The 20390-nt window shown below is 71.4% G+C and carries 19 protein-coding genes; 8 read left to right on the plus strand and 11 right to left on the minus strand.

Translation table 11 applies throughout. The annotated features are described in order from the left end of the window. Window positions 1-57 precede the first annotated feature (57 nt). Both H6726_02230 and H6726_02235 read right to left on the minus strand, forming a co-directional pair. Window positions 58-1308, minus strand: a complete 1251-nt coding sequence (locus tag H6726_02230; protein ID MCB9656439.1) for a hypothetical protein — start codon at window positions 1306-1308, stop codon at window positions 58-60. A 117-nt stretch (window positions 1309-1425) separates the two neighbouring features. Beyond that, on the minus strand, window positions 1426-2352 hold the full coding sequence (locus tag H6726_02235) for a LysR family transcriptional regulator (GenBank protein MCB9656440.1): 927 nt from the start codon (window positions 2350-2352) through the stop codon (window positions 1426-1428). A gap of 77 nt (window positions 2353-2429) precedes the next feature. Between H6726_02235 and H6726_02240 the strand changes: the two genes are divergently transcribed. The 5 genes from H6726_02240 (at window position 2430) to H6726_02260 (ending at window position 7052) form a co-directional block, all read left to right on the plus strand. Beyond that, window positions 2430-3368 (plus strand): NAD(P)H-binding protein, encoded by a 939-nt coding sequence (locus H6726_02240; GenBank protein MCB9656441.1) that lies wholly within the window; start codon window positions 2430-2432, stop codon window positions 3366-3368. Window positions 3369-3456: 88 nt separating this feature from the next. Further along, a complete protein-coding gene (locus H6726_02245) occupies window positions 3457-4590 on the plus strand; it encodes a hypothetical protein (GenBank protein MCB9656442.1) in 1134 nt (377 codons plus the stop codon). Between the two features lie 117 nt (window positions 4591-4707). Continuing rightward, on the plus strand, window positions 4708-5256 hold the full coding sequence (locus tag H6726_02250) for a hypothetical protein (protein MCB9656443.1): 549 nt from the start codon (window positions 4708-4710) through the stop codon (window positions 5254-5256). Window positions 5257-5333: 77 nt separating this feature from the next. Then, complete coding sequence (locus tag H6726_02255) at window positions 5334-5960, plus strand: hypothetical protein (protein MCB9656444.1); 627 nt, start codon at window positions 5334-5336, stop codon at window positions 5958-5960. 69 nt (window positions 5961-6029) lie between these two features. Further along, complete coding sequence (locus H6726_02260; protein MCB9656445.1) at window positions 6030-7052, plus strand: LLM class flavin-dependent oxidoreductase; 1023 nt, start codon at window positions 6030-6032, stop codon at window positions 7050-7052. Between the two features lie 22 nt (window positions 7053-7074). On the opposite strand, the gene gndA is transcribed toward H6726_02260, so the two are convergent. The 7 genes from gndA to H6726_02295 all read right to left on the minus strand — a co-directional run bounded on the left by gndA (window position 7075) and on the right by H6726_02295 (window position 16429). After that, on the minus strand, window positions 7075-8514 hold the full coding sequence (gene gndA, locus H6726_02265; GenBank protein ID MCB9656446.1) for an NADP-dependent phosphogluconate dehydrogenase: 1440 nt from the start codon (window positions 8512-8514) through the stop codon (window positions 7075-7077). Continuing rightward, the gene (locus tag H6726_02270) at window positions 8511-9197 is read right to left on the minus strand and encodes a 6-phosphogluconolactonase (protein ID MCB9656447.1); all 687 of its coding nucleotides are present in this window, start codon (window positions 9195-9197) and stop codon (window positions 8511-8513) included. The genes gndA and H6726_02270 overlap by 4 nt, the downstream gene beginning before the upstream one ends. Beyond that, window positions 9194-10726 carry a glucose-6-phosphate dehydrogenase gene (gene zwf / locus H6726_02275; GenBank protein ID MCB9656448.1) on the minus strand — a complete coding sequence of 511 codons (1533 nt, stop codon included), beginning with the start codon at window positions 10724-10726 and terminating at the stop codon, window positions 9194-9196. Before zwf ends, H6726_02270 begins: the two co-directional genes overlap by 4 nt. A 12-nt stretch (window positions 10727-10738) precedes the next feature. Continuing rightward, complete coding sequence (locus H6726_02280; GenBank protein MCB9656449.1) at window positions 10739-12892, minus strand: hypothetical protein; 2154 nt, start codon at window positions 12890-12892, stop codon at window positions 10739-10741. Then, window positions 12892-14064 (minus strand): pyridoxal phosphate-dependent aminotransferase, encoded by a 1173-nt coding sequence (locus tag H6726_02285; GenBank protein ID MCB9656450.1) that lies wholly within the window; start codon window positions 14062-14064, stop codon window positions 12892-12894. Before H6726_02285 ends, H6726_02280 begins: the two co-directional genes overlap by 1 nt. Before the next feature lie 3 nt (window positions 14065-14067). Continuing rightward, the gene (locus tag H6726_02290) at window positions 14068-15873 is read right to left on the minus strand and encodes an SLC13 family permease (GenBank protein MCB9656451.1); all 1806 of its coding nucleotides are present in this window, start codon (window positions 15871-15873) and stop codon (window positions 14068-14070) included. 88 nt (window positions 15874-15961) lie between these two features. Further along, on the minus strand, window positions 15962-16429 hold the full coding sequence (locus H6726_02295; protein MCB9656452.1) for a hypothetical protein: 468 nt from the start codon (window positions 16427-16429) through the stop codon (window positions 15962-15964). 145 nt (window positions 16430-16574) lie between these two features. Between H6726_02295 and H6726_02300 the strand changes: the two genes are divergently transcribed. Next, entirely contained in the window at window positions 16575-17030 is a 456-nt protein-coding gene (locus H6726_02300; protein MCB9656453.1) for a hypothetical protein, read from the plus strand. Between the two features lie 11 nt (window positions 17031-17041). On the opposite strand, the gene H6726_02305 is transcribed toward H6726_02300, so the two are convergent. Further along, window positions 17042-17728 carry a hypothetical protein gene (locus H6726_02305; GenBank protein MCB9656454.1) on the minus strand — a complete coding sequence of 229 codons (687 nt, stop codon included), beginning with the start codon at window positions 17726-17728 and terminating at the stop codon, window positions 17042-17044. A 153-nt stretch (window positions 17729-17881) separates the two neighbouring features. Beyond that, entirely contained in the window at window positions 17882-18856 is a 975-nt protein-coding gene (locus tag H6726_02310) for a 6-phosphofructokinase (GenBank protein MCB9656455.1), read from the minus strand. A 198-nt stretch (window positions 18857-19054) separates the two neighbouring features. Between H6726_02310 and H6726_02315 the strand changes: the two genes are divergently transcribed. After that, complete coding sequence (locus H6726_02315; GenBank protein ID MCB9656456.1) at window positions 19055-19780, plus strand: TetR/AcrR family transcriptional regulator; 726 nt, start codon at window positions 19055-19057, stop codon at window positions 19778-19780. Beyond that, window positions 19777-20352, plus strand: coding sequence for a sterol desaturase family protein (locus H6726_02320; GenBank protein ID MCB9656457.1), 576 nt, complete (start codon window positions 19777-19779; stop codon window positions 20350-20352). The genes H6726_02315 and H6726_02320 overlap by 4 nt, the downstream gene beginning before the upstream one ends. Window positions 20353-20390 lie beyond the last annotated feature (38 nt).

Raw genomic sequence — 20390 nt, forward strand, 5'->3', positions numbered from 1 at the left:
CTGCGCGGGTGCAGGACCCTGCGACAAGACGCAGCGGGGTCCTTCAGCGCGCTCTCGTCAGCGCGCCACCGCGACGTCGATGGCATCGAAGCCGACGTCGATGGGGTCGTCGCTGGCGACGTCGCCGCTGTGCGCGTGGAACACGTGGACCCCTCGCTCACAGCCCTGGTTGGCGGGCGTGACGGTGCACGGATCGGGGAAGAACACGAGGTCCTCGACGCGGTCCAGCGCGAGCTCGTCGACGTATCGACCCGAGAAGGTGTTGTACGTGGAGAAGGGCCCCGCTCCCACGAGCTCGAGGTGCGAGGACGCACCTGGGCCGAAGTCCGTGTGCGTGATGCGCCACCCCAGCACGGCGTCGACGACGACGAAGCCACCCACCTGGGCCCCGTTCGTGAAGGGGAAGGCGCTCACCTCGAACGTGTCCAGGTCGACGACTTGGTACGCACCGCCACCCGAGAAAAGCGGCCTCGGCTCGGCGACGTAGAGGCGCCTTCCAGCGCAGTCCACGGGCATGTCGAAGTCCGCCCGGGAGCCCAAGGCCACCCCTTGGACGCCGGCCGTCATGGGGTCGACGTCCACCACGCGGCTCCCGCTGGGCAGCGAGAGGTCGATGACGACCAGCGCGGGTCCCACCGGTGACTCGGCGCCCGAGTCGTGTTCCACGCGCGCCACTTGGACGTAGGCGCGCGTACCGCAGCTTGCGACGCGCCCCGCCTCGGGGAGGCCGTCGGCGTCGGCCAACGCCGTCAGGTTGACGCTGGTGGTGGTCAACGAAGGCACGTCGATGACCACGACGGAAGCGCGCTCGTACTGGGTGACCACGACGCTGTCGTCCCCCACCCACGCGGCAAAGCGTGGATCGGCGCCCGTGGCGAGCGTGAACGTGCGCGTGACGCTCAGGCTGAGCGCGTCGATCAAGTCCACCGTGTCGACTGGGCTCGGATGAACGACCACGCAGCGGAGCCCGCGGCAGGTGACGCTGCTGGCCACGCCGCCGAGGTCGGCGCTCGTCACGACGGAGTGCGGGGCCGCTGCGCTCAATGACGCGACCTCCCCGTCGGGCCCGAGCACGATCAGGCGTGCAGGCTGCGCCTGGCCCGCATCCACGTCCTGGTCGGGCGCCGCGTCGGGCGGCGTGTCGCCGTCGAGCGTGTCGCCGTCCGTGCCTCCGTCGGAGGCGGGCGCATCGGTGACGCTGCCGTCGTGGGGGGTCGCGCTGTCGGGATCGCCGCCATCGGCGAGACCGGCGTCCAAGCCGCCGTCGGGGGACGCGGTCCCCCCATGACAACCCGGCAGCGCGAGCACGGCGAGTGGGTAAAGGAAGCAGATCGTCCGCGCCCACGATGGGCGCGCGCACGTCGTGCGGGGAAGCAAAGATGAAAGCATGAGCGCCATGCTAGCAGCGCGCGCAACACCCCGCGTTCATGGACGTGGGAGACCCTTTCCGAAGTCTGCGAGCGCAGCGGTCACGTGCCCGCGCAGCCACCGGTGGCGCGCGTCGCGCGTGAAGCGGGAAGCCCACGAGACGCACATCGGGAGGACGGGGGTGGTCACCGGGCAGCGCTGTCGATGCAGGGTTGGGGCGAGCGCGCGCGTGACGTCTTCGGGCAGCGTGGCCACCAGGTCGGTCTGGCTGACGATGTTCAACGCGGCTTGGAAGCTGGGTACGGTGACCGCCACCCGGCGGCGCTCGCCGAGGGCCGCGAGCGCCGTGTCCACGTAGCCCCCCTCGCCGCCGGTGGGCGACACCAACAAATGGTCGGCGCGCAAGAAGGCACGGAGCGACAGCGTGCGGCGCTCACGCGTCACGCAGACGAAGCGTCGCCCGTATTGCGGGCTGAGCACGAGGGCGTCCAGCTCGGGGATGGCGTACTCCCCGCGGACGTCCGGGAACACGCCCACGTCCACCAGGCCTCGCTGCGCCTCGCGTGCCGTGTCGAGGCCCAACGGACGAACGCGCACGTCCAGCGCAGGCGCCTCCGCGCGAATGCGCAACAGCAGGGCGCCCGCCAGCATGGCCTGCAGGTCGTCCCCCAGCGCGAGCGTGACGTTCCCCTCGGCCTCGGCCGGCACGAACGGGGCTGGCGGGGCGAGCACGCGCGCCGCACCCGCGACCAGCGCCTCCACCTCGGGCAACAGCGCGGCACCACGCTCCGTGCGTACGAGCCTCCTCCCGGCGCGCACCAGCAAGGCGTCTCCCGTCGCCTCGCGCAGCTTCTCGAGCGTGCGGCTCATCGCGGGCTGCCCCACGTGCATGCGCCGCGCGGCCAGGGTGACGCTCTCGGTCGCTAGGAGCGCGTAGAGCGCGGGGAGCAGCTCTGTGGGCGCGCGCAGTTCCATGTCTTGCATGCATGCCTCATAGCATTTCAATCGATTTTCGGCATTCGTTCGAGCGCGTCATGCTGACCCCGAAAGCGAGGCACGACATGGAACGAGACGAGCGCGAGAGTCGGAAGATGGTGGTGGTGGGTGCGGGGCAGATCGGCACGCCCGTGGTGCGGCGCCTGGTGGCGTTGGGGCACTCGGTCACGTGGCTGAGCCGCACGCGCCCGAGCGAGGTGCCCGCCGGCGCACAGCACGTCTGCGTGGACGCGCGCGACCCGGACGCCGTGGCGACCGCAGCGGAGGGCGCAGAGGCTGTGATCGCCGCGGTGAACCCCGCCACCTACGACGCAGACGTGTGGGCGCGGGAGCTCCCGCCGCTGCACGCGGGCCTGATCGCAGGCGTCGGGCAGAGCGGGGCGCGGCTGGTGCTGCTGGACGCCCTGTACCTCTACGAGACGGGCGCAGCCCCGCTGAGCCCCGACACCCCACAGACGCCCAGCACGGCCAAGGGCCGGGTGCGCAAGCAGCTGGCCGACATGGTCGCCGAGGCTCAGCGCGCCGGCTCACTGCGCGCGACGACCTTGCGCGCGCCAGACTTCTGGGGCCCCGGGCTGCACAGCGCGCTCATCACCGAGCAGGGGCTCGCGGACCTGCGGCGCGGCAAGCGCCCGCTCGTGTTGGGCGACCCCGACGTTCCGCATGCGTTCGCGCACCGCGACGACGTGGTGGACGCGCTGGTCACGTTGGCGCTCGCCGACGACAGCGTTCTGGGTCACGTCTTCCACGCCCCCGTGATCCACGTCAGCACACGCGAGCTGGTGAGCACGCTCTCTGCGGCGCTCGGCACGCCGGTCGAGCCACGGGTTGGGCCGCGCTGGCTGCTGCGCGTGGCTGGTCTGTTCGACGCGTCGACGCGCGGCCTGATCGAGATGCTGCCGCAGTGGGAGAGGCCCTACCTGGTGGATGACCACGCGTACTGTGAGCGCTTTGGCGTCCGCGCGACGTCGCTCGCCGAGGGGGTGCGTCAGCTGGCGAGTTGAGTCTCGTGCCGCGCGCCGCGCCAGACCGCCGCGGGTACACTGCGCGACAGGTCGCGCTCCATGGAGCGCGCCATACGTCGGAGCACGCATGCGCATCGCCTTCTCGGTCCTCGTGGTGATCCACGCCCTCATCCACCTCCTCGGGTTCGTCAAGGGCTTCGGGTTCGCGCCCGTCGCCCAGCTGAGCGCGTCCATCTCACGTCCCGTCGGCGTGCTGTGGCTGACGGCCTGTGGGCTGCTGCTGGTGGCCGTGGGGATGCTCACCGCCAGGCACGCGGCGTGGTGGATGCCCGCCGCCGTCGGGCTGCTGCTGTCGCAGGCGCTCGTGTTCACGGCGTGGTCGGACGCCAAGTTCGGCACGCTGGCGAACGTGCTGTTGGTGGTGGGCGTCGCGGTGGGCTTCGGCGTCGCGCGCTTCGAGCGCGTCACGCACGCGCGAGCGGACGCGCTGGTGAGCGCAGCGAACCGCGACGCGGCGCCCATCGAGAGCACGCTCCCGACCGCGACGTTGCCCCCCGCCGTGCGGCGCTACCTCGAACGTAGCGGCGTGGTCGGACACGCGGCGCCGCGGACCGTGCGCCTTCAGCAGTCGGGGTCCATGCAGCTCTCGCCGGGCCAAGGCTTCCTCGAGATCCAGGCTCGACAGTACGTCGCGCTCGCCCAGCCCGCGTTTCTCTGGCACGTGAAGCTCGCCATGTTCGGGGTGCCCATCGTCGGGCGTGACACGTACGAGCGCGGGCGTGGACGCATGCGCATCGACGCGGGAGGGCTCGTCCCGGTCGTGGACGCGGCGGACGCGAAGATCGATCAGGGCGCCCTCCTGCGCTACCTGGGTGAGAGCGTGTGGTACCCGGCGGCTGCGCTCGGCCCACACATCACGTGGGAAGCCGGCGCAGACGACCAACGTGAGGCGCGCGCGACGATGCGCTACGAAGGCGTCGAGGCGAGCGCCGACTTCACGTTCGACGACGACGGGCGCTTCGTCTCGCTGCGGGCCGACCGCTACCAGGGCGGCGGGGAGGCGGCCGTCCTGCGGCCGTGGTCCGTCCGCGCGAGCGCGTGGTCGCACTACGACGTGCACACTGGCGAGGAGGCCTACCGGGTGGAGGTGCCCAGCGAAGGCGACGTGGTCTGGCACGAGCCCGAGGGAGAGTTCGTGTTCTTCCGGTGGACGCTGCGCGACCTGGCGTACGACGTGGACGAGCCATACCCGCGCTGGTGAGCCGCGCGCGCAGCACGCCCACGCCTGCGGACACCGGTCGGCCCACGGCGACGTGCGACGCGCGACGCGCCGGGCGCGGGCGGCTCAGGACCCGTGCTGAGAGGGTATGATGCGTTCGTGCGCGCTCCGCTCATCGCTCTGATGTTGGCCGTCTCGTTCCCTGCCTGTGGAGGCCCGTCCGCGACGCCCGCGGACACACGCGAGGCGCAAGCCCACGACCCACTGAGCGTGGAGGAGGCCGAGGGATGCACGGAACGCTACGACATCACCGCGACGCCCGGCACGTCGTTCGAAGACGTGGAGCCATCCGCCACCACCGCGTGGCCACGAGCTGGCGTGAGCTTCGAGGCGAACGTTGCGCGCGTGGGTGACGCCGTCCACATCACCGGCGTGCTGGTCAACGCGACCGACTCTCCCGCGACGGTGGACTTCCTGACCGGTGGGGTGATGGGCATCTCCACGAACCCCTTCCAGGTGGACATCGACAGCGTCCCTGCCGTCGCGATCGGCCCGGAGGTGTACCCGGCTCCCCGTCGGGTGACCCTCGGGCCCCGTGGCCAGGTGACCTACAGCGTCGTGCGCTGTCCCCCGTTCCCCGCTCGCGTGCGTTGGACGTTCTCGCCATGGAGCGGACAGCCCGTGCAGGGCGAGGCGACGCTCCGCTGACGGCGACCCGTGCCGAGCGCATCGTCGTCGCGCGAGAAGTCGTGACGGATCGACAGTCGGTGGGCAAACTGTTCCGGATGAGTCGAATCACTGCTTCCGAGCTCCACCGCCGATTGGTCACACTGGACAAGGCCCTCGCAGAGGACCCGCACTTCGCCGTCAACCTGCGGCTCCAGCTGAACTCCGAGCGCGCCTCCGACGAGGAGGTGCGCCACGTGGAGGACGTCGCCGGCATTGCGTTGCCCGATGTGGTCGCGACCTTCCTACGAGACGTCGCCATGTCCGCGCAGCTCTGCTGGCACCTCGAAGAAGACGGGGTCGAGCGCTACGACACGTCGTGGGGGGGCGGCACGGGCGGCCTCTTCCTTCTCACACCCGCCGAGATGATCGCCCAGCGTGAGCGGCTCTTGAGCATGACGGAAGCCGACCCGGCCACGACGCGCATCCTCCCCTTCGCGAAGGACCCTGGCGCGGCGACCTGGCTCGCCGTCTACGCCTCGCGCTTTGGCGAGCGCATCGCGATCGTTCACCACGACGCCTCACTGGACGAAGCCGAGGTGTTCAAGGCGGATGAGTTCTTCGAGGGCTGGTCACGCGCCGGCTTCCCGATCGAAGACCGCTGGGAGGACCAACCGGAGGAGCTCGTCGCGTACCTCGAGGACGCCATGGGGCTCGAGCCCGAGGAGTTCGAGGAGGACGAGTAGCAGGCGCACGAGGCGCGGCTCACGTCCCGCGGGTTGACGTGCCCCGCGGCGTGCAGTGAAGTGCGGCCCATGCGTCATCGTATCTCGCTGCACCTGACGGGCAGCTCCGCGGCCGAGTTGGTGAGCGCCGCGCGCGCCTGTGAAGACGCGGGGGTGCACTCCCTGATCGCGTCCGAGCTGTACACCAACCCGTTCGTCCCGCTCGCTGCGGTGGCGGCGAGCACGTCGCGCATCGGCTTGAGCACCGGCATCGCGCTCGCCTTCGTGCGCAGCCCGCTGTCGCTGGCGCTCGAGGCGCTCGACCTGGACGCGCTCACCGGCGGGCGCTTCACGCTGGGGCTGGGCACGGGCGTCAAGACGCTGAACGAGCAGTGGCACGGCGTCACGAACTTCGGGCCGCCCGTGGCCCACATGCGTGAGGTGGTGGCGTTCCTGCGGCACTTCAACGCGCACGCGCATCTGGGACAGCCCATCCAGTTCGACGGGCAGTTCGTGAAGGTGCACATGGAGGGCTACCAGCGCCCCGTCGCGCCCCTGCGCGAGCGCATCCCCATCCACCTCGGGGCCAACCGCAGCAAGATGCTGGAGCTGGCCGGCGAGGTCGCGGACGGTGTCCTGGGGCACGTGTTCGTCTCGCCGCGGCAGCTGCGCGACGAGGTGCTGCCGGCCATCGGCCGGGGCCTGTCGAAGGCTGGCCGCGCGCGCGAGGACTTCACGCTGGGCGCGGGCATCACGTGCGCCATCGACGACGACCGCGCCACGGCGCGCCACCACGCCCGCGGCCCGCTCGCGTTCTACGCCACCGTGCGGACCTACGAGCCGCTCTTCGCGGCTGACGGCTTCTCGGCCGAGGTGACGGCGATTCGCGAGCGCTTCCACGCGGGCGACAAGCGGGGCGCGGTGAGCCTCGTGACGGACGCCATGGTGGACACCTACTGCGCCGCCGGCACGCCGGACGAGGTGCTGCGCAAGGTGGCCGAGTACGACGGCCTGCTCGACATCAAGGGCGTGAGCCCTCCGCGTCACTTCTGCCCGCCCGACGCGCACACCGCGTACCGCGCGCGCATCCTCGAGGTGTTCGCGAACGCGTGACGGCGCGCGGCACGACGATGCGTCAGCGCCCGCGGCGCGGCCAGTCGGTGTGCACGGGCACGTCGGGCGCGTCGATCCGCCTGTACGTGTGGCTGCCGAAGTAATCGCGCTGTGCCTGGATGATGTTGGCGCTGCCGCGCGCCGTGGCCAGCGTCTCGAGCCAGCCGAGCGACGCCGACAGCGCTGGCACCGGGATGCCCGCCAAGGCCGCGGCGGACACGGTGCGGCGCAGCGCAGGCGTGGCCTCACGCAGCTGCGGCGCGAGCGCCGGGGCAAGCGCCAAGAGGGGCAGCTCGGGGTCCGCTCGGTAGGTCTCGCTGATGACCCCGAGGAAGCCCGCACGGATGATGCAGCCCGCCGTCCAGATACGCGCCACCTCGGCCAGGTCGATGCCATAGTCGCGCTCGGCGCTGGCCGCCCGCAGCATCGCGAAACCCTGCGTGTAGCTCGCCATCTTCGAGGCGAAGAGCGCGCGGCGCAGCGTGTCCACGTCGACCCCCGCGAACGGCTCGGCGTCACGGGGACGCAGGGCCCCCTCGGCCTCCAGCCGCAAGCCGCGTCCGCTGGATAGCGCGCGCGCGTCGAGGGCGGCGGCGATGGTGGGGATCGGCACGCCCAGCTCGATGGCGGCCATCACGGTCCAGCGGCCCGTGCCCTTCTGGCCCGCTTGGTCGACGATGGCGTCCACCAGCGGCGCGCCGGGCTGCTGTGGATCGTCGGCCAGAAAGATGTCGGCGGTGATGTCGATCAGGTAGCTGTCGAGCTCCTGCTCGTTCCACGCCGCGAACGTCGCGGACACCTGCGCCGCGCTCTGTCCGAGGCCCCTCCGCAGCAAGGTGGCGGCCTCGGCGATGAGCTGCATGTCCCCGTACTCGATGCCGTTGTGGGTCATCTTCACGAAGTGGCCCGCGCTGCCGCGCCCGCAGTAGGTCACACACGGGCCGCTCGCGCTCTTCGCAGAGATGGCGGTCAGCACCGGCGAGAGGCGGCGCCAGGCCTCGACGTCGCCCCCCGGCATCAGGCTGGGCCCCAGCAGCGCCCCCTCGCTGCCGCCGCTGATGCCCATCCCGACGAAGCGCCACACCTCGGAGGCCGCGCGCGCGTTGCGACGGTCGGTGTCCGTGTAGAGGCTGTTGCCGCCGTCGACCACGATGTCGTCGGCTTCGAGGTGCGGGGCGAGTCCGTCGAGCACCGCATCCACGGCAGGGCCCGCGTTCACCAACAGGATGATGCGGCGTGGCCGCTCGAGGCGCGCCACCATCTCGGCCAGCGACGCGGAGATGCAGAACTGCCCGTCGGGCTCGCTCGCGGCCAGCCGGGCGCCGGCCCCTGGGTCCAGGTCGAAGCCCCCCACGCGCAGGCCGCGCCGCGCGAAGTTGCGCGCCAAGTTGGCGCCCATCACGCCCAGGCCGACTACGGCTACGTCGTCGAGAGCTTCGGAGTCTGGGCTGGGCTGGGTCATGGGCTGACGTCCTGGTCGGTGACGAACACGAGGTGGGGGAGCCCCGTCGTGGGGAGACTCGGGGCGCCGCGCAGGGCGCGCTCCAACGCTTCGCGCTTGGCCTCGCCGAAGGCCAGCACCACGCAGAGCCCCGCGCGCATGAGCGCGTGGCGGGTGAGGGTCACGCGGGCCGCCGGAGGCTTGGGGCTGTCGTCCACGTGCGCGATGTACGTCTCAGGTCCTGGGTCGGGGTGCCCCGGGAAGAGCGACGCGACGTGCCCATCCGGCCCGAGCCCCAGCAGGGCGACGTCCAGCCGCGCATCGAAGCGCCGCCGAAACGGGAGCGACGCGCGCATGGCCGCGACGTGCGGACGTTCCCCGTCTTGGTAGAGGGGCAACTCGTAGGCCGGGGGGTGGCTCGCAAGCAGCGCTCCCTCGCGATGCAGGGCCCCGCGTGTACTGTCTTCCGACGCGTAGGGCACGCAGCGCTCGTCCGTGTACGTGAGCAACACGTCGCTCCATCGCGCACCCAGGGCCTCGCGGATGGGGCCTACCGCCGCCGCCGCCGAGCCGCCAGGGACGGCCAGGCGCGGCGACTGCACGGAGGTGAGCCGCCCCACCACCAAAGACACCGCCTGGGCGACGGGGTCCGCGTGCTGCACGACGCGCGGCGCGTGAGCTGCGTCCGCGACCGAGCGCGTCACGCGTCTTCTCCTGTGCTCCACGAGCCCTCGCACCCGTGGAACAGCGCGTTCGCCGCGGCCGGCCCCCAGGTGCCCGCCGGGTACGACAGGATCGGGGGCGGGTCGTCGCTCTCCCACGCGTCGCGGATGGCGTCCGCGAAGCGCCAGCACGCCTCGATCTCGTCGGCCCGCAGGAAGAGCGTGGCGTCGCCCTCCATGGCGTCCAGCAAGAGCCGCTCGTACGCTGGCGCGCTCTCCTCCCCGAACACCTGCCCATAGTCGAACGAGAGCTTGGCGGACGCCATCTCCATGTCGGCTCCCGGGCGCTTCACGCCAAACGAGAGCGTGATGGCTTCGCGCGGCTGGATGCTGAGGGTGAGCACGTTGGGCGGCTTCCGGCCCAGCTTGCGGTCGCGCAGCAGGCGCCGGAACTCGGGGCGGCTGACCCCCTCGGGGCGGTTGAACAGCGAGAGCGGCGGGGTGCGGAACTGCACCTGCACCTCGGTGAACTTCTGCGGGAGACGCTTGCCGTGGCGCAGCAAGAACGGCACGCCCGCCCAGCGCCACGTGTCGATCTCGGCACGCACCGCCACATAGGTCTCGGTCACGCTCTGTGGCGACACCCCCTCTTCGCGCAGGTAAGCGGGGACCGTCTCCCCGTCCACCTCGCCGCCGGTGTAGCGGGCGCGGACCACGCTGTGCTTCACGTCCGCGAGGTCCGGGATGTGCAGCGCCTCGAGCACGTCCACCTTCTCACCGCGCACCGCGTCCGCCTGCAGCGAGGGCGGCGGCTCCATGGCGATCAGCGCGAGGATCTGCAGCATGTGGTTCTGGAGCATGTCGCGCACCGCGCCGGACTGGTCGTAGTAGGCGCCGCGGCCGCGCTCCATGCCCAGCGGCTCGGCCACCGTGATCTGCACCAGCTCGATGTGGTTGCGGTTCCACAGCGGCTCGAAGATGGCGTTGTGAAAACGGAAGCCGAGCAGGTTCTGCACGGTCTCTTTTCCGAGGTAGTGGTCGATGCGGTAGATCTGCTTCTCGTGCAGGTGCTCGTGCAGCTCCGCGTTGAGCGCACGGGCGCTGGCCAGGTCCACGCCGAACGGCTTCTCGATCACCACGCGCCGCGCCCCCTGCGTAGCGTCCTCCGACATCTCGACCAGGCCCGCTTGCGCCAGGTGGGACACGGCGGAGGCGAACAGCGCAGGCGCCAGCGAGAGGTAGAAGATGCGCGTCGAGGCGTCGCCGCCTGGGAGCGTGTCGAGGTGGGCGCGCAGCCCCAGCATGTCGTCCAGCTGCATCACGTCGCCCGAGCGGTAGGTCACGCGCGCGGCGATGGCATCGAACGCGGCCCGCTGCTTCTCGGGCAGCGCCTCACGCAGCGCCGCGCGGTACTCGTCGTCCGTACGCTTGGCGCGCGAGACGCCGACCACGTGGAAGCCCTCCTCAGGGAGGCCCTTCTCGGCCAGACGGGTGAGCGCCGGCATCAGCTTGCGCAGCGTGAGGTCGCCGGTGGCCCCGAAGATGACGAGCTGGATGGGGTGCGCGCTCATGGCGCAGTTGTATCAGAGCACGACGCCGTCCACGCGAAAGAAGCCGACCTCGACGAGCGGTCGGCGGTAGCTGACCGCCGCCGCCGGATGCGCGGGGATGGACTCCACGTGGAGCGGCGTCAGGTGCAGCCGCCGCTCGACGGCGACACACTCGTCGCGCGGTCCGTCGGGCTCTCCCGACGGGAGCTCGTCAGCCCGCTGGGTCCAGCAGATGGCTGGACGGTAGTAGTAGCCACAACCGTAGCGCCGCAGCGAACGACCCACCTCGATGCGGGCGGCTTCCGGGGCGCTCACCGACCGCCAACGGTTCGGGGCGATGGCGTCCAGCGTCAGGTAGGTCGGGCCGAGCGCGTAGGGGCCCTCGGGCGTGGGAGGTAGCCACACCTCGCAGGTGCGTCCCGCGTCCAGCAACGCGGGGACGGCGCGCAAGGCCACGCGACGCTCACCCTCGTAGACGGTGGGGTCGCTGAGGGGGCCCGGCGACATCGCCACCGAGACACCGAGCCCGAGGGCGAGCAAGGCCGGGACCAGGTGCCGGTAGCGGCGGGCACGCGCCGGGCCCAGCCACACGAACGCGGCGTGCAGGATCGCCACGCTGCCTGCCCCCGCGAGCATCGCGTGCAGCGGGACGGCCGCGTACTGGAGGCGCGGGAGGTTGTAGCGGCCCCCGACCATGCCTGGCAGCGTCATGAGCGCCGCGGCGGCGAAGAGCGTGAGCAGCGTCGCGCGCCGCTCGGGCTGCCTCACGGCGAGCGCGGCGGCGAACCAGCACCCGACGGCCAGCGCGGGCGTGCAATGGACGTTGAGAAACGCGTTGAAGGGCGCGTCCGGGAGCCCGAGCGTCGGTAGCACGACGCGCCACGCGCTCTGCAGCGCTTGGGTCGGGTCGCCCCCGAGCACCGCGTCGGTCGCGCCCAGGCTGAGCTGCAGCCAGGACAGGCGGAGCAAGATGGCCCAGACCGCGGCCACGGACGCGAGGGCGAGGTGGACGCGCGGTTGTCGGAGCAGCGGCCAGGCATCGCGGCGAGCCACCCACAGCAGGCCGAGCACCAGCGGCGCCGGCAAGAGGACGGGGTGGAAGCTGGTGGCGACGAGGGCGAAGAGCCCGCCAGACAGCAGCCACAGCGCCCGCCCCGCGCTCAGTCCAGCGCCCGTCACGACCAAGGACAAGAGGACGAAGAACGCGCCAGGCACGGGTCGCACCTCGGTCATCGCGAAGTACGCTGCGCACGGCACGAGCGCGTAGATCGCGGCGGCCCAGGTCGCCTCGCGCTGCACCCTCAGCCAGGCGAGCGCGGCGAGGTAGACGAGCGGGATGATCAAGATGCCGAGGCTGGCCTGGAGCGCGAGCAGCGCCCACTCCTCACGTGGCAGCAGCGCGAACCACAGCTCCGTCAGCGCGGCCATGCCGCTGCCGTTCGGATCGAGGCCTGGTGCCCCCAAGCCGAGCGTGGCGGCGATGTCGGCATAGCCGTAGGGCTCGCCGTGGCGCCCCTCGAACCCGGGCGTGCGGATGCCCTGGGCGACACGCAGCAGCGCCCCGCTGGCCGTGAGCACCACGAGCGGGGAAGCATGCCGTACCCACGCCGCGGCGCGCTTGCGCGGCCTCCGGTGCGCTCCATCGTCGGCGTCTCCGTCGTCCTCCGGGGCGCGCTGGGCGAGCCGCGCCTGCCGTACGTCGCGCAGGTGCGAGAGCGCCCCGAGCAGGCCGAAGAACACCGCCAACGCGAGCACGCCCTGCAGCAGGGTGATGACGCGCCCGACCTGCACCGAGCGCGCCAGCGCCGCCCGCTCGAGCTCCGCCTCGGTCGGGGCGTTCTCCGCCTCGTGCAGCCAAGCCAACACCTCCTCCTGCACCCCCTCGGGAGCGAACCCCTCCGGCGCAGCCTGCAGCGAGTGGTGTTCGCTGGCGACGTCGGTCTCCAGCTGGGTGCGCGCGATGATCTCCACGTGAGCGCGCTCGTCGTCCCGGACGAAGTGCAGCCGGATGTACTCCGGTTGCTGCTCGACGCTCTCGACGACCCAGCCCTCCACCGTCTCCTGGCCCACGCGGTCCTCGAAGCTGGGGAGCTGCGCCGCGCCGTCCGCCGCGCGCAGGGTGATCGCAGCCATCACGAGCAGCGCCGTCGCACACCACGCCAAACGCCGCAGCGGGGCGCGGGACATCAGGACGGCCTGCCCTGAAAGATGGGGGCGATGCGGTCGAGGGCGTCGCGCAGCGCGGGCTCGTCGACGGCCGTGAAGCACATGCGCACCCACTTCTCGTATCCCTGACCGCACGCCAAACCGGGCGTGAGCAGCACGCCCACGTCGGCGCAGCGTTCGAGAAGCGGGGTGGCGTCCGCCGCATCCCCTATCAGGTGCGATACGGGTACGAACAGGAAGGTGCCCCCTCGAGGAGCTCCGACGCCCATGACATCAGCGGCCGCCGCGCCCGCACGCCTGTATCGTTCACGACACTCAGCGAGGTAGTCGCCTCCCTGTTCGAGCGCCGCCGCAGCCCCGAGCTGCATCGCCGTGGGCGCGCCGTACGTGATGAAGGTCTGCATGCCGCGCACCTTCGCCATCACCGCCGACGGCCCGTGCGTGTAGCCCACGCGGCCTCCCGCGAAGCCGTAGCTCTTGCTGAGCGTGTGGCTCGCGATGGTGCGCCCCGCAAAGTCCGGTCTCGTGTAGACAGGCGCGGGCGCGTGCTCTCCCAGCCACAGGTCTTGATAGGCCTCGTCGGCCAGGATCCAGAGGTCGTGCCGCGCCGCCACACGCCCGATGGCGGCCAACACATCGTCGCTCAAGACCCGCGACGTCGGGTTGTGCGGCGTGTTGACGTAGATGGCCACGCTGCGCTCCGTGACCGCCGCCTCGAGCGCTGCCTCGGGGTCGAAACCGGGCTCGTCCAGCTCGGTGAAGAACGGCACCTCCACCGCGCGCGCGCCGCGCACGGCGGCCAACCCACGCGCGAGCGGCCAGAAGGGCGCGGGGAGGATGAGCTCGTCCCCCGGCTCGAACAGCACCTGACAGACCACGTTCAGCCCGGCCGTGGCGCCTGCCATGATCTGGATGTCCTCGAGCGGGACCTCCCAGTCCGCCCGCGCCCGGATGCGCGCCTGGACCGCTCGCAGCAGCTCGGGCACGCCCTGCACGGGGGCATAACGGTACAGCCCTCTCTGCTCGGATGCGCGCGCCTCGACCCGTGCCATGGGGGGTGGCTCGAGGTAAGTGTCACCGACGTGCAGGGGATGGACGGTTCGGCCAGAGGCCGCCGCTCGCGAGCCCAGGGTGGTGTAGACGCTGTCGGTGACCGTGTCCGCAGCGCGAGACGTGGTCGGGTGTCGGGGCATGGTTCAGAGCCAGTAGAGCCACACGAAGAACAGCGAGCTGAGCCCTACCAAGACCTGCAGGGGCAGCCCGAGCTTCAGGAAGTCCACGTATCTGTACCCCCCAGGGCCATAAACCATCAAATTAGTTTGGTATCCGATGGGCGTGCTGAAGGCGGTCGCGGCGGAGAGCATGATCACATAGCTCATCGCGATGGTCGGCACGTGCAGCTCGCCCGCCACGTGCCAAGCGATGGGGAACATGACGGCCGCGGCGGTCTTGGTGCTGACCGCGCCGGCCAGGATGGCGGTCAACAGGTAGATGACCCCCAGCACGCCGAGCGCGCCCGTGGGGCACGCGACGTCCACCAGCGCGGTGGCGCACACCTCGGCCGCGCCGCTGCGTTCGAGCCCCGTCGCGAGCCCAAGGGCCGCGCCCACCGTCATGATCACCTGCCAATCGATCGAGCGCCGCGCCTGGTTGCCGCTGAGGCACCCGGTGAGGAGCATCGCGGCCGCCGCCAGCAGGGACGCGGTGAGCAGCGGCAACAGCTCGGTCACGTTGACGACCACCATGACGAGCAAGATGCCGAGCGCGAGCGCCGCCTTGTCGTGGCGTGGCCGCTCGCTGTCCGCCACCGCCGCGACGAGGGCGAAGTTGGGGTCGCGCTGCCGGTCCTCCACGAAGCCCGGCTGGGCCTCGATCAGCAGCACGTCGCCGGGCTCGAGCAAGATGTCGCCGATCTTGGTCTCGGCGATGCGCACCCCCTGCCGGTGCACGGCGAGGATGGCCGCCTTGTAGCGCGTGCGGAAGCCGTACTCGCGTACCGAGACACCGACCATGGCGGACTGAGGAGCGATCACCGCTTCCACCCACGACGCCTCGACGGCGGGCGCGGGCAACAAGCTCAGGCGGCGCAGGCGTGCGCTCTCTTCGTCGGCCGGGAGGGCGTCCGACGCCACGGGGACGATGCGCATCTTGCGCAGCTCCCCGATGGACTCCACGACACCGGCAAAGCGCAGGACGTCGTTGGCCTCGACCAACACGTCGGGCGAGACGGCTGGGTACACCACGCCAGCCCGCTCCAGCTCGAACAGGTAAAGGCCCTCGAGCGCGCGCAGCGTGCCGATCTTCTTGCCCACCACGGGCGACTCGGGCTCGACGCGCATCGCGATGGTGTAGGCCCGCGCGCCGTTGCCCTCGGTGATGGCCTTGCGGTCTTCCAACAGGTAGGGGCTGACGAGGACCACATAGAGGATGCCGATCAAGACGGCCGGCACCCCGATCAGCCCGATCTCGAACAGCGGGAAGCTGAGCGAGGGGTCCCGGGCGACCGCCATGCCCACCACGACCAGGTTGGTGCTGGTGCCGATGATCGTGCAGGTGCCCCCCAGGATGGCCGCGTAGCTGAGGGGCATGAGCAGCATGGACGCGCTCAGGTTCGGCAAGCGTCGCGCCCAGTCCTGCACGAGCGGCATGAACATGGCGACGACGGGGGTGTTGTTCAGGAACGCGGAGAGGGCGGCCACGGGCCACATCAAGCGCATCTGCGCCCCCCCGGGGATGAAGCGCGGGGTCCCCAAGAGGGCCCGCGCCAGCCAGTCGAGCGCCCCCGTCTCCTTCACGCCAGCCGCGACGACGTACAACACGGCGACCGTGATGACGGCGCTGTTCGCGAGCCCGAGGAACGCCTCGTTGGGCGCGATCACGCCGGCCGCCAAGAGCACCGCCAGGCCGCCGACCAGCACCAAGTCCGGCCCGGCCAGGTTGAACGCCATCACCAGCACCATGGCGGTGATGACGGCCACGGTGATCCAGGCATCCACGGTCATGGGGCACGACTCTACCCGACTTGCCGAAATTGCGAGAAATCTGGGAGCGACGCGGGGTGAACGGTCGTGTCGGGGGGTCGAACCGTCGTCAGCGGGCGGCGAGTCGCGCGCGCACGGGATCCGCCAGGGGCCGCATGGCGCTGCGCACCGCGGCCGTGATGCTCGCCGGGACTGGGTCGCTGCCTCCCCGCGCCTCCGCCCGGCCGCTGAGGAGCATGCGGACCGCCCCCCCCCGCCGCTCCGACACGAGCAGCGACACCTCGGCGCGCACCCCCTGGGCCGTGCGCTCGAGGCGCACGAGCGAACCTGCGACCACGACCTGGGCCCGCGCAGGCCCTGTCCGATCGACCGAGGGCATGGCGTCGAGGGCCTGCTCGACCGCGACGCGGAGCGGACCCTCGAGGGCGGGATCTCCCGCTGACGTGGTGCTCAGGCTCCCAATCGCCACGCGCAGCGTAGGGGTGGCCGAGGCCGAGGAGACATGCAGGCCCAATGCACCAAGAACACCCAAAAGGGTGATCATCGTGCCTGGGCGCGAGATGAGACGCGCCGTCATGGAGACTCTCTGGACCGTACTCGGGGCTCATGCGCCCGAGGACACCGCTCGCCCGCGGTTCACCATCGCGAGTATCATCGGTGGCGTTTGCGTACAAAAAATGCGCAACCGCGACGCGGGAGGGAGTGGTACCATCGGCGGACGGATGAGCACGAAACCAGAGAGTGTACCGACCACGCAGGGCACGAATCCGCGCCGCGTGGGCGCGGCCCGAACGGAGAGCGCCGCAGGGGACAACCACGAGCTGGTGCTGGAGCACGACCTCGTGCGCGGGCGCATCTGGAAGCGGCCGGACCTGGACCTGGCGCAAGGCGCGGAGAACGCGCGGCAGATCGAGCGCGCGCTCCTGAGCTGGCTGCAGCACAAGCCCCGTGGGCTCTTCCTGGACGTCAGCGAGGGACCGGAGGTGGCTGGCCCGAAGACGGAGGCGACGCTGGGCGAGTGGTTCCGCGCGTACGCCAACGCCAAGGTGCGGGTGGCCATTCGCGTGGGGCCCTCCGCCATGCAGCGCATGCAGTACCGCCGCCTCGTGCAGGAATTCGTCGGGCCGGCGGGGTACGTGGGAGAGGACGTCGGCAAGTGCCTGGCGTTCCTCGCCTGACGCGGCGAGCTTCAGGCGGCGGGCTGACGAAAGCGACGTGAGGCGAGCTCGAGCAGATGCCCGGGCAGGCGCCCGAGGGGCAGGTCGAGCGGCTGACGGGGGAACGTGCGTGCGCAGTAGTTCGCGAAGCGCACGAGGCTCATGAACTCCGGACGCAGGAAGGCTGCCACCTCGGCCTCGCCAGGGTAGTCGAGCGCCTCGGCCTGGTCGATCCAACCGCCGGGCTCGAGGAAGCAGTGGCGATAGCGGGAGGCTTCGGGGACCACGAGGTCGATGCGCTTGCGCTGGCGGGCGCGCTCCGGAGTGCGCCCGTCTTCGATGTCCTGCGCGTACTGCCGGAAGGTGGCGAGGCCGCCAGGGACCGTCTGGATGAGCTGCAGATCGTAGGCTGGCATGCCCTCGTGGAACACGAACATCAGGTGCCGGTAGAGTGACTCGGCGGCGGCGTGCAGGCCGTGGCCGATGCGCAGGTGGTCGGGCCCCACCTCCCAGAAGACGAGCGGCGTGCGCAGCAGCGGATGCCCGAGGGGCGCACCCGCGTAGCGGTCGTCGTCGCCCGCGTCGGGGAGCAGCACGAACGGCGCCATCTCCAGTTGCCCCTGCAGCAGCTGGAAGGTGGTGGGCACCTGAGACACGAGGCCCGCGTCGACGAACACGGCGAGTCTCACGGCGGGATCTCGGCTGAGGGCGGTGACCATGGGGACAGCAGCATAGGCCACGTGGCGCGCGGCGGACAGCCCCGCCCGCACAGCCAGCTTGCCCAGTCGCGCCGCAGGGCCGACCCCGGAGCAACAGACGCGTGGTCGGCGGGGGTGACGCGCGGTTCGGAGTCGCGGCGCCGTCAGCGACGGTCACATCAAGAGCGCGAGGGCACGCGCCAGATCGGCCAACCGCTCGGCGGGCTCCTGGTTGCCGCACGCCACCTGCGCGATGGGCACGCGTCGCACATCGCCGTGCCACATGCCCGTCATGAAGCCGCGTTCGCCAGCCACGAGCCCCAGGACCACGTCCGCTCCCAAGCGGGCCGCGAGGATCCTGTCGCGAGGGCTCGGCGCGCCGCCACGCTGGACGTGGCCGAGCACCGTCACGCGCATGTCGGCGCTCGGCATGAGCGCGCGCAGCTGCGAGGCGAGCGCAGCTGCCCCGCCGGAGCTGTCCCCCTCCCCCACCACCACGACCGCCGAGCCTCCCTCGGCGAGCTCACGCAGCAGATAGGTCGAGAGGGCCGAGACGTCGGTGGGCCACTCGGGCGTGACGATGGCCTCGGCCCCGCCCGCGACGCCCACCGCCATGGCGATGGCGCCCGAGTGACGGCCCATGACCTCCACGATGAACACGCGGTGGTGGCTCTCTGCCGTGTCGCGCAGACGGTCGATGGCCTCGACGCCGCGCCCCACGGCCGTGTCGAAGCCGATGGTCTCGTCCGTGCCGAGCACGTCGCAGTCGATGGTCCCCGGCACACCCGCCACCGCGACACCGTGCTCGTGCATGAGCGCCAAGGCGCCGCGCATGCTGCCATCCCCGCCGATCACCACCAGGGCGTCCACGCCTGCAACGCGGAGCTGGTCCGCCGCGCGAGCCCGCCCCTCGGGGTGCCGGAACGCCTCACAACGCGCGGTGCCGAGGCGCGTTCCACCGTGCGAGAGCTCGGCGTCCAGCTCCGCGCGACGAGCCGGAACCCACCGGCCATCGAGCAGCCCCGCGTACCCATCGCGGATGCCCACCACCTCGAGCCCGTGGCCCGCCGCCACCCGCGCGATGGCGCGAACACAGGCGTTCATTCCTGGAGCGTCGCCCCCCGAGGTGAGCACGCCGATGCGGCGCAAGGTAGGCAGCGTGTCGTTGGGGTCAGCGCTCATGATGGGAGGGTAGCGCGCGTGTGTGGCCAGGTCGCTGTCCGCGTGCGCTTCTTGCCACCGGGGTGATGGGGAGCCGAGTGAGCCCAGGCGCGAGCACGAGCGACCCGCCGACCGCACGCGAGGTCCACGGGAGCCCTTGACAAGAACGTGAACGACGTTTACTAAATGGACATGGTTCTCGACGCGAGCGCGCACACGGCCCCGAAGTCCCGTCGCCGGCAGGTGAGCGAGGAGCGCATCCTGCTCGCCGCCACGCAGCTGCTGCTCGAGCGCGGGTACGACGGTCTGAACATGAAAGACGTGGCGGACGCCGCGGACTACACGCCGGGAGCCCTCTACCGGTACTTCCCCTCCAAGTCCGCCTTGCTCACCCGCGTGCTGTCCCAGCTCATCGGACGGTTGGGGGACGAGCTGACGGCGCTGGAGCTAGCCCCCGGGGACCACACGAGCCTCGCGCGCATCGTGGCGCTCTGCCTCTGCTACCGGCGCTTCGCGGCGCAGCAGGTGCACGCCTTCGCGCTGTTCTCGTCGATGCTGGCCGACCCACGCATCCTCCTCCCGGACGAAGACGACCGCGTCGCGATCGTGGCCGCCATGCACCGCGCGCTGATGCCCATGGCGCGGCAGCTCGACCTCGCCGCGCAGCGCTCCGAGCTGAGCCACGGGCCGGCCGAGACCCGCGTGCTGATGCTGTTCACCGCCCTACACGGCGCGCTCCAGCTGGGCAAGCAAGAGCGCCTCTCGCTGCTGCCGGTCGCTACCGACACCCTCGTGCGCAGCTTGCTGCACGCGCTGCTCACGGGCCTCGGCGCCCCCTCCGACGACGTGTCCCTGGCCCTCGACGCGGGTCAGGCGCTGCTCTCCACCATCCACCCACAGGTCATGCCATGAACCCCTTCGCTGCCGTCCTGATCGCCCTGTGCGCCGGTGCGCTCACCTGGTCTTTCCTCGAGTACTGCATCCACCGCTGGCTCGGCCACGACCGTCGGCTGAGGGGCAACCTGTTCGGGCAAGAGCACACGCGTCACCACAGCGAGGGAGACTACTTCGCCCCGACGTACAAAAAGCTGCTGGCCGCGCTGGCCGCGCTGCTCGTGGTGCTCCCGCCGAGCGTGCTGGTGGCGGGCCCGCTGCTGGGCGCGAGCTACGCGGGGGGGCTCGTGGCCTTCTACCTGTACTACGAGGTGCTCCACCGGCGAGAGCACACGCACGCAGGCATTGGCCCCTACGGGCGCTGGGCGCGCAGACACCACTTCTACCACCACTTCGTGGACCCCTCGGTGAACCACGGCGTGACCTCGCCGCTGTGGGACGTGGTGTTCGGTACGTACCGCGCGCCCGGGGTCATCCCCGTGCCTGCGAAGCTCCAGATGCGTTGGCTGGCGGACCCGAGCACGGGGGACGTGCGCGCCCCCTATGCGGCGTTCTACACGCTCCGCGGCCGGGCTGCGCGCAGCGCGTGAGACGATCACGGGGCCGAGCGCGCCGCGCCGACGGTTCA

The sequence above is a fragment of the Sandaracinaceae bacterium genome (genome assembly GCA_020633055.1).
Classification (GTDB): Bacteria; Myxococcota_A; Polyangia; order Polyangiales; family Houyiibacteriaceae; genus JADJJE01.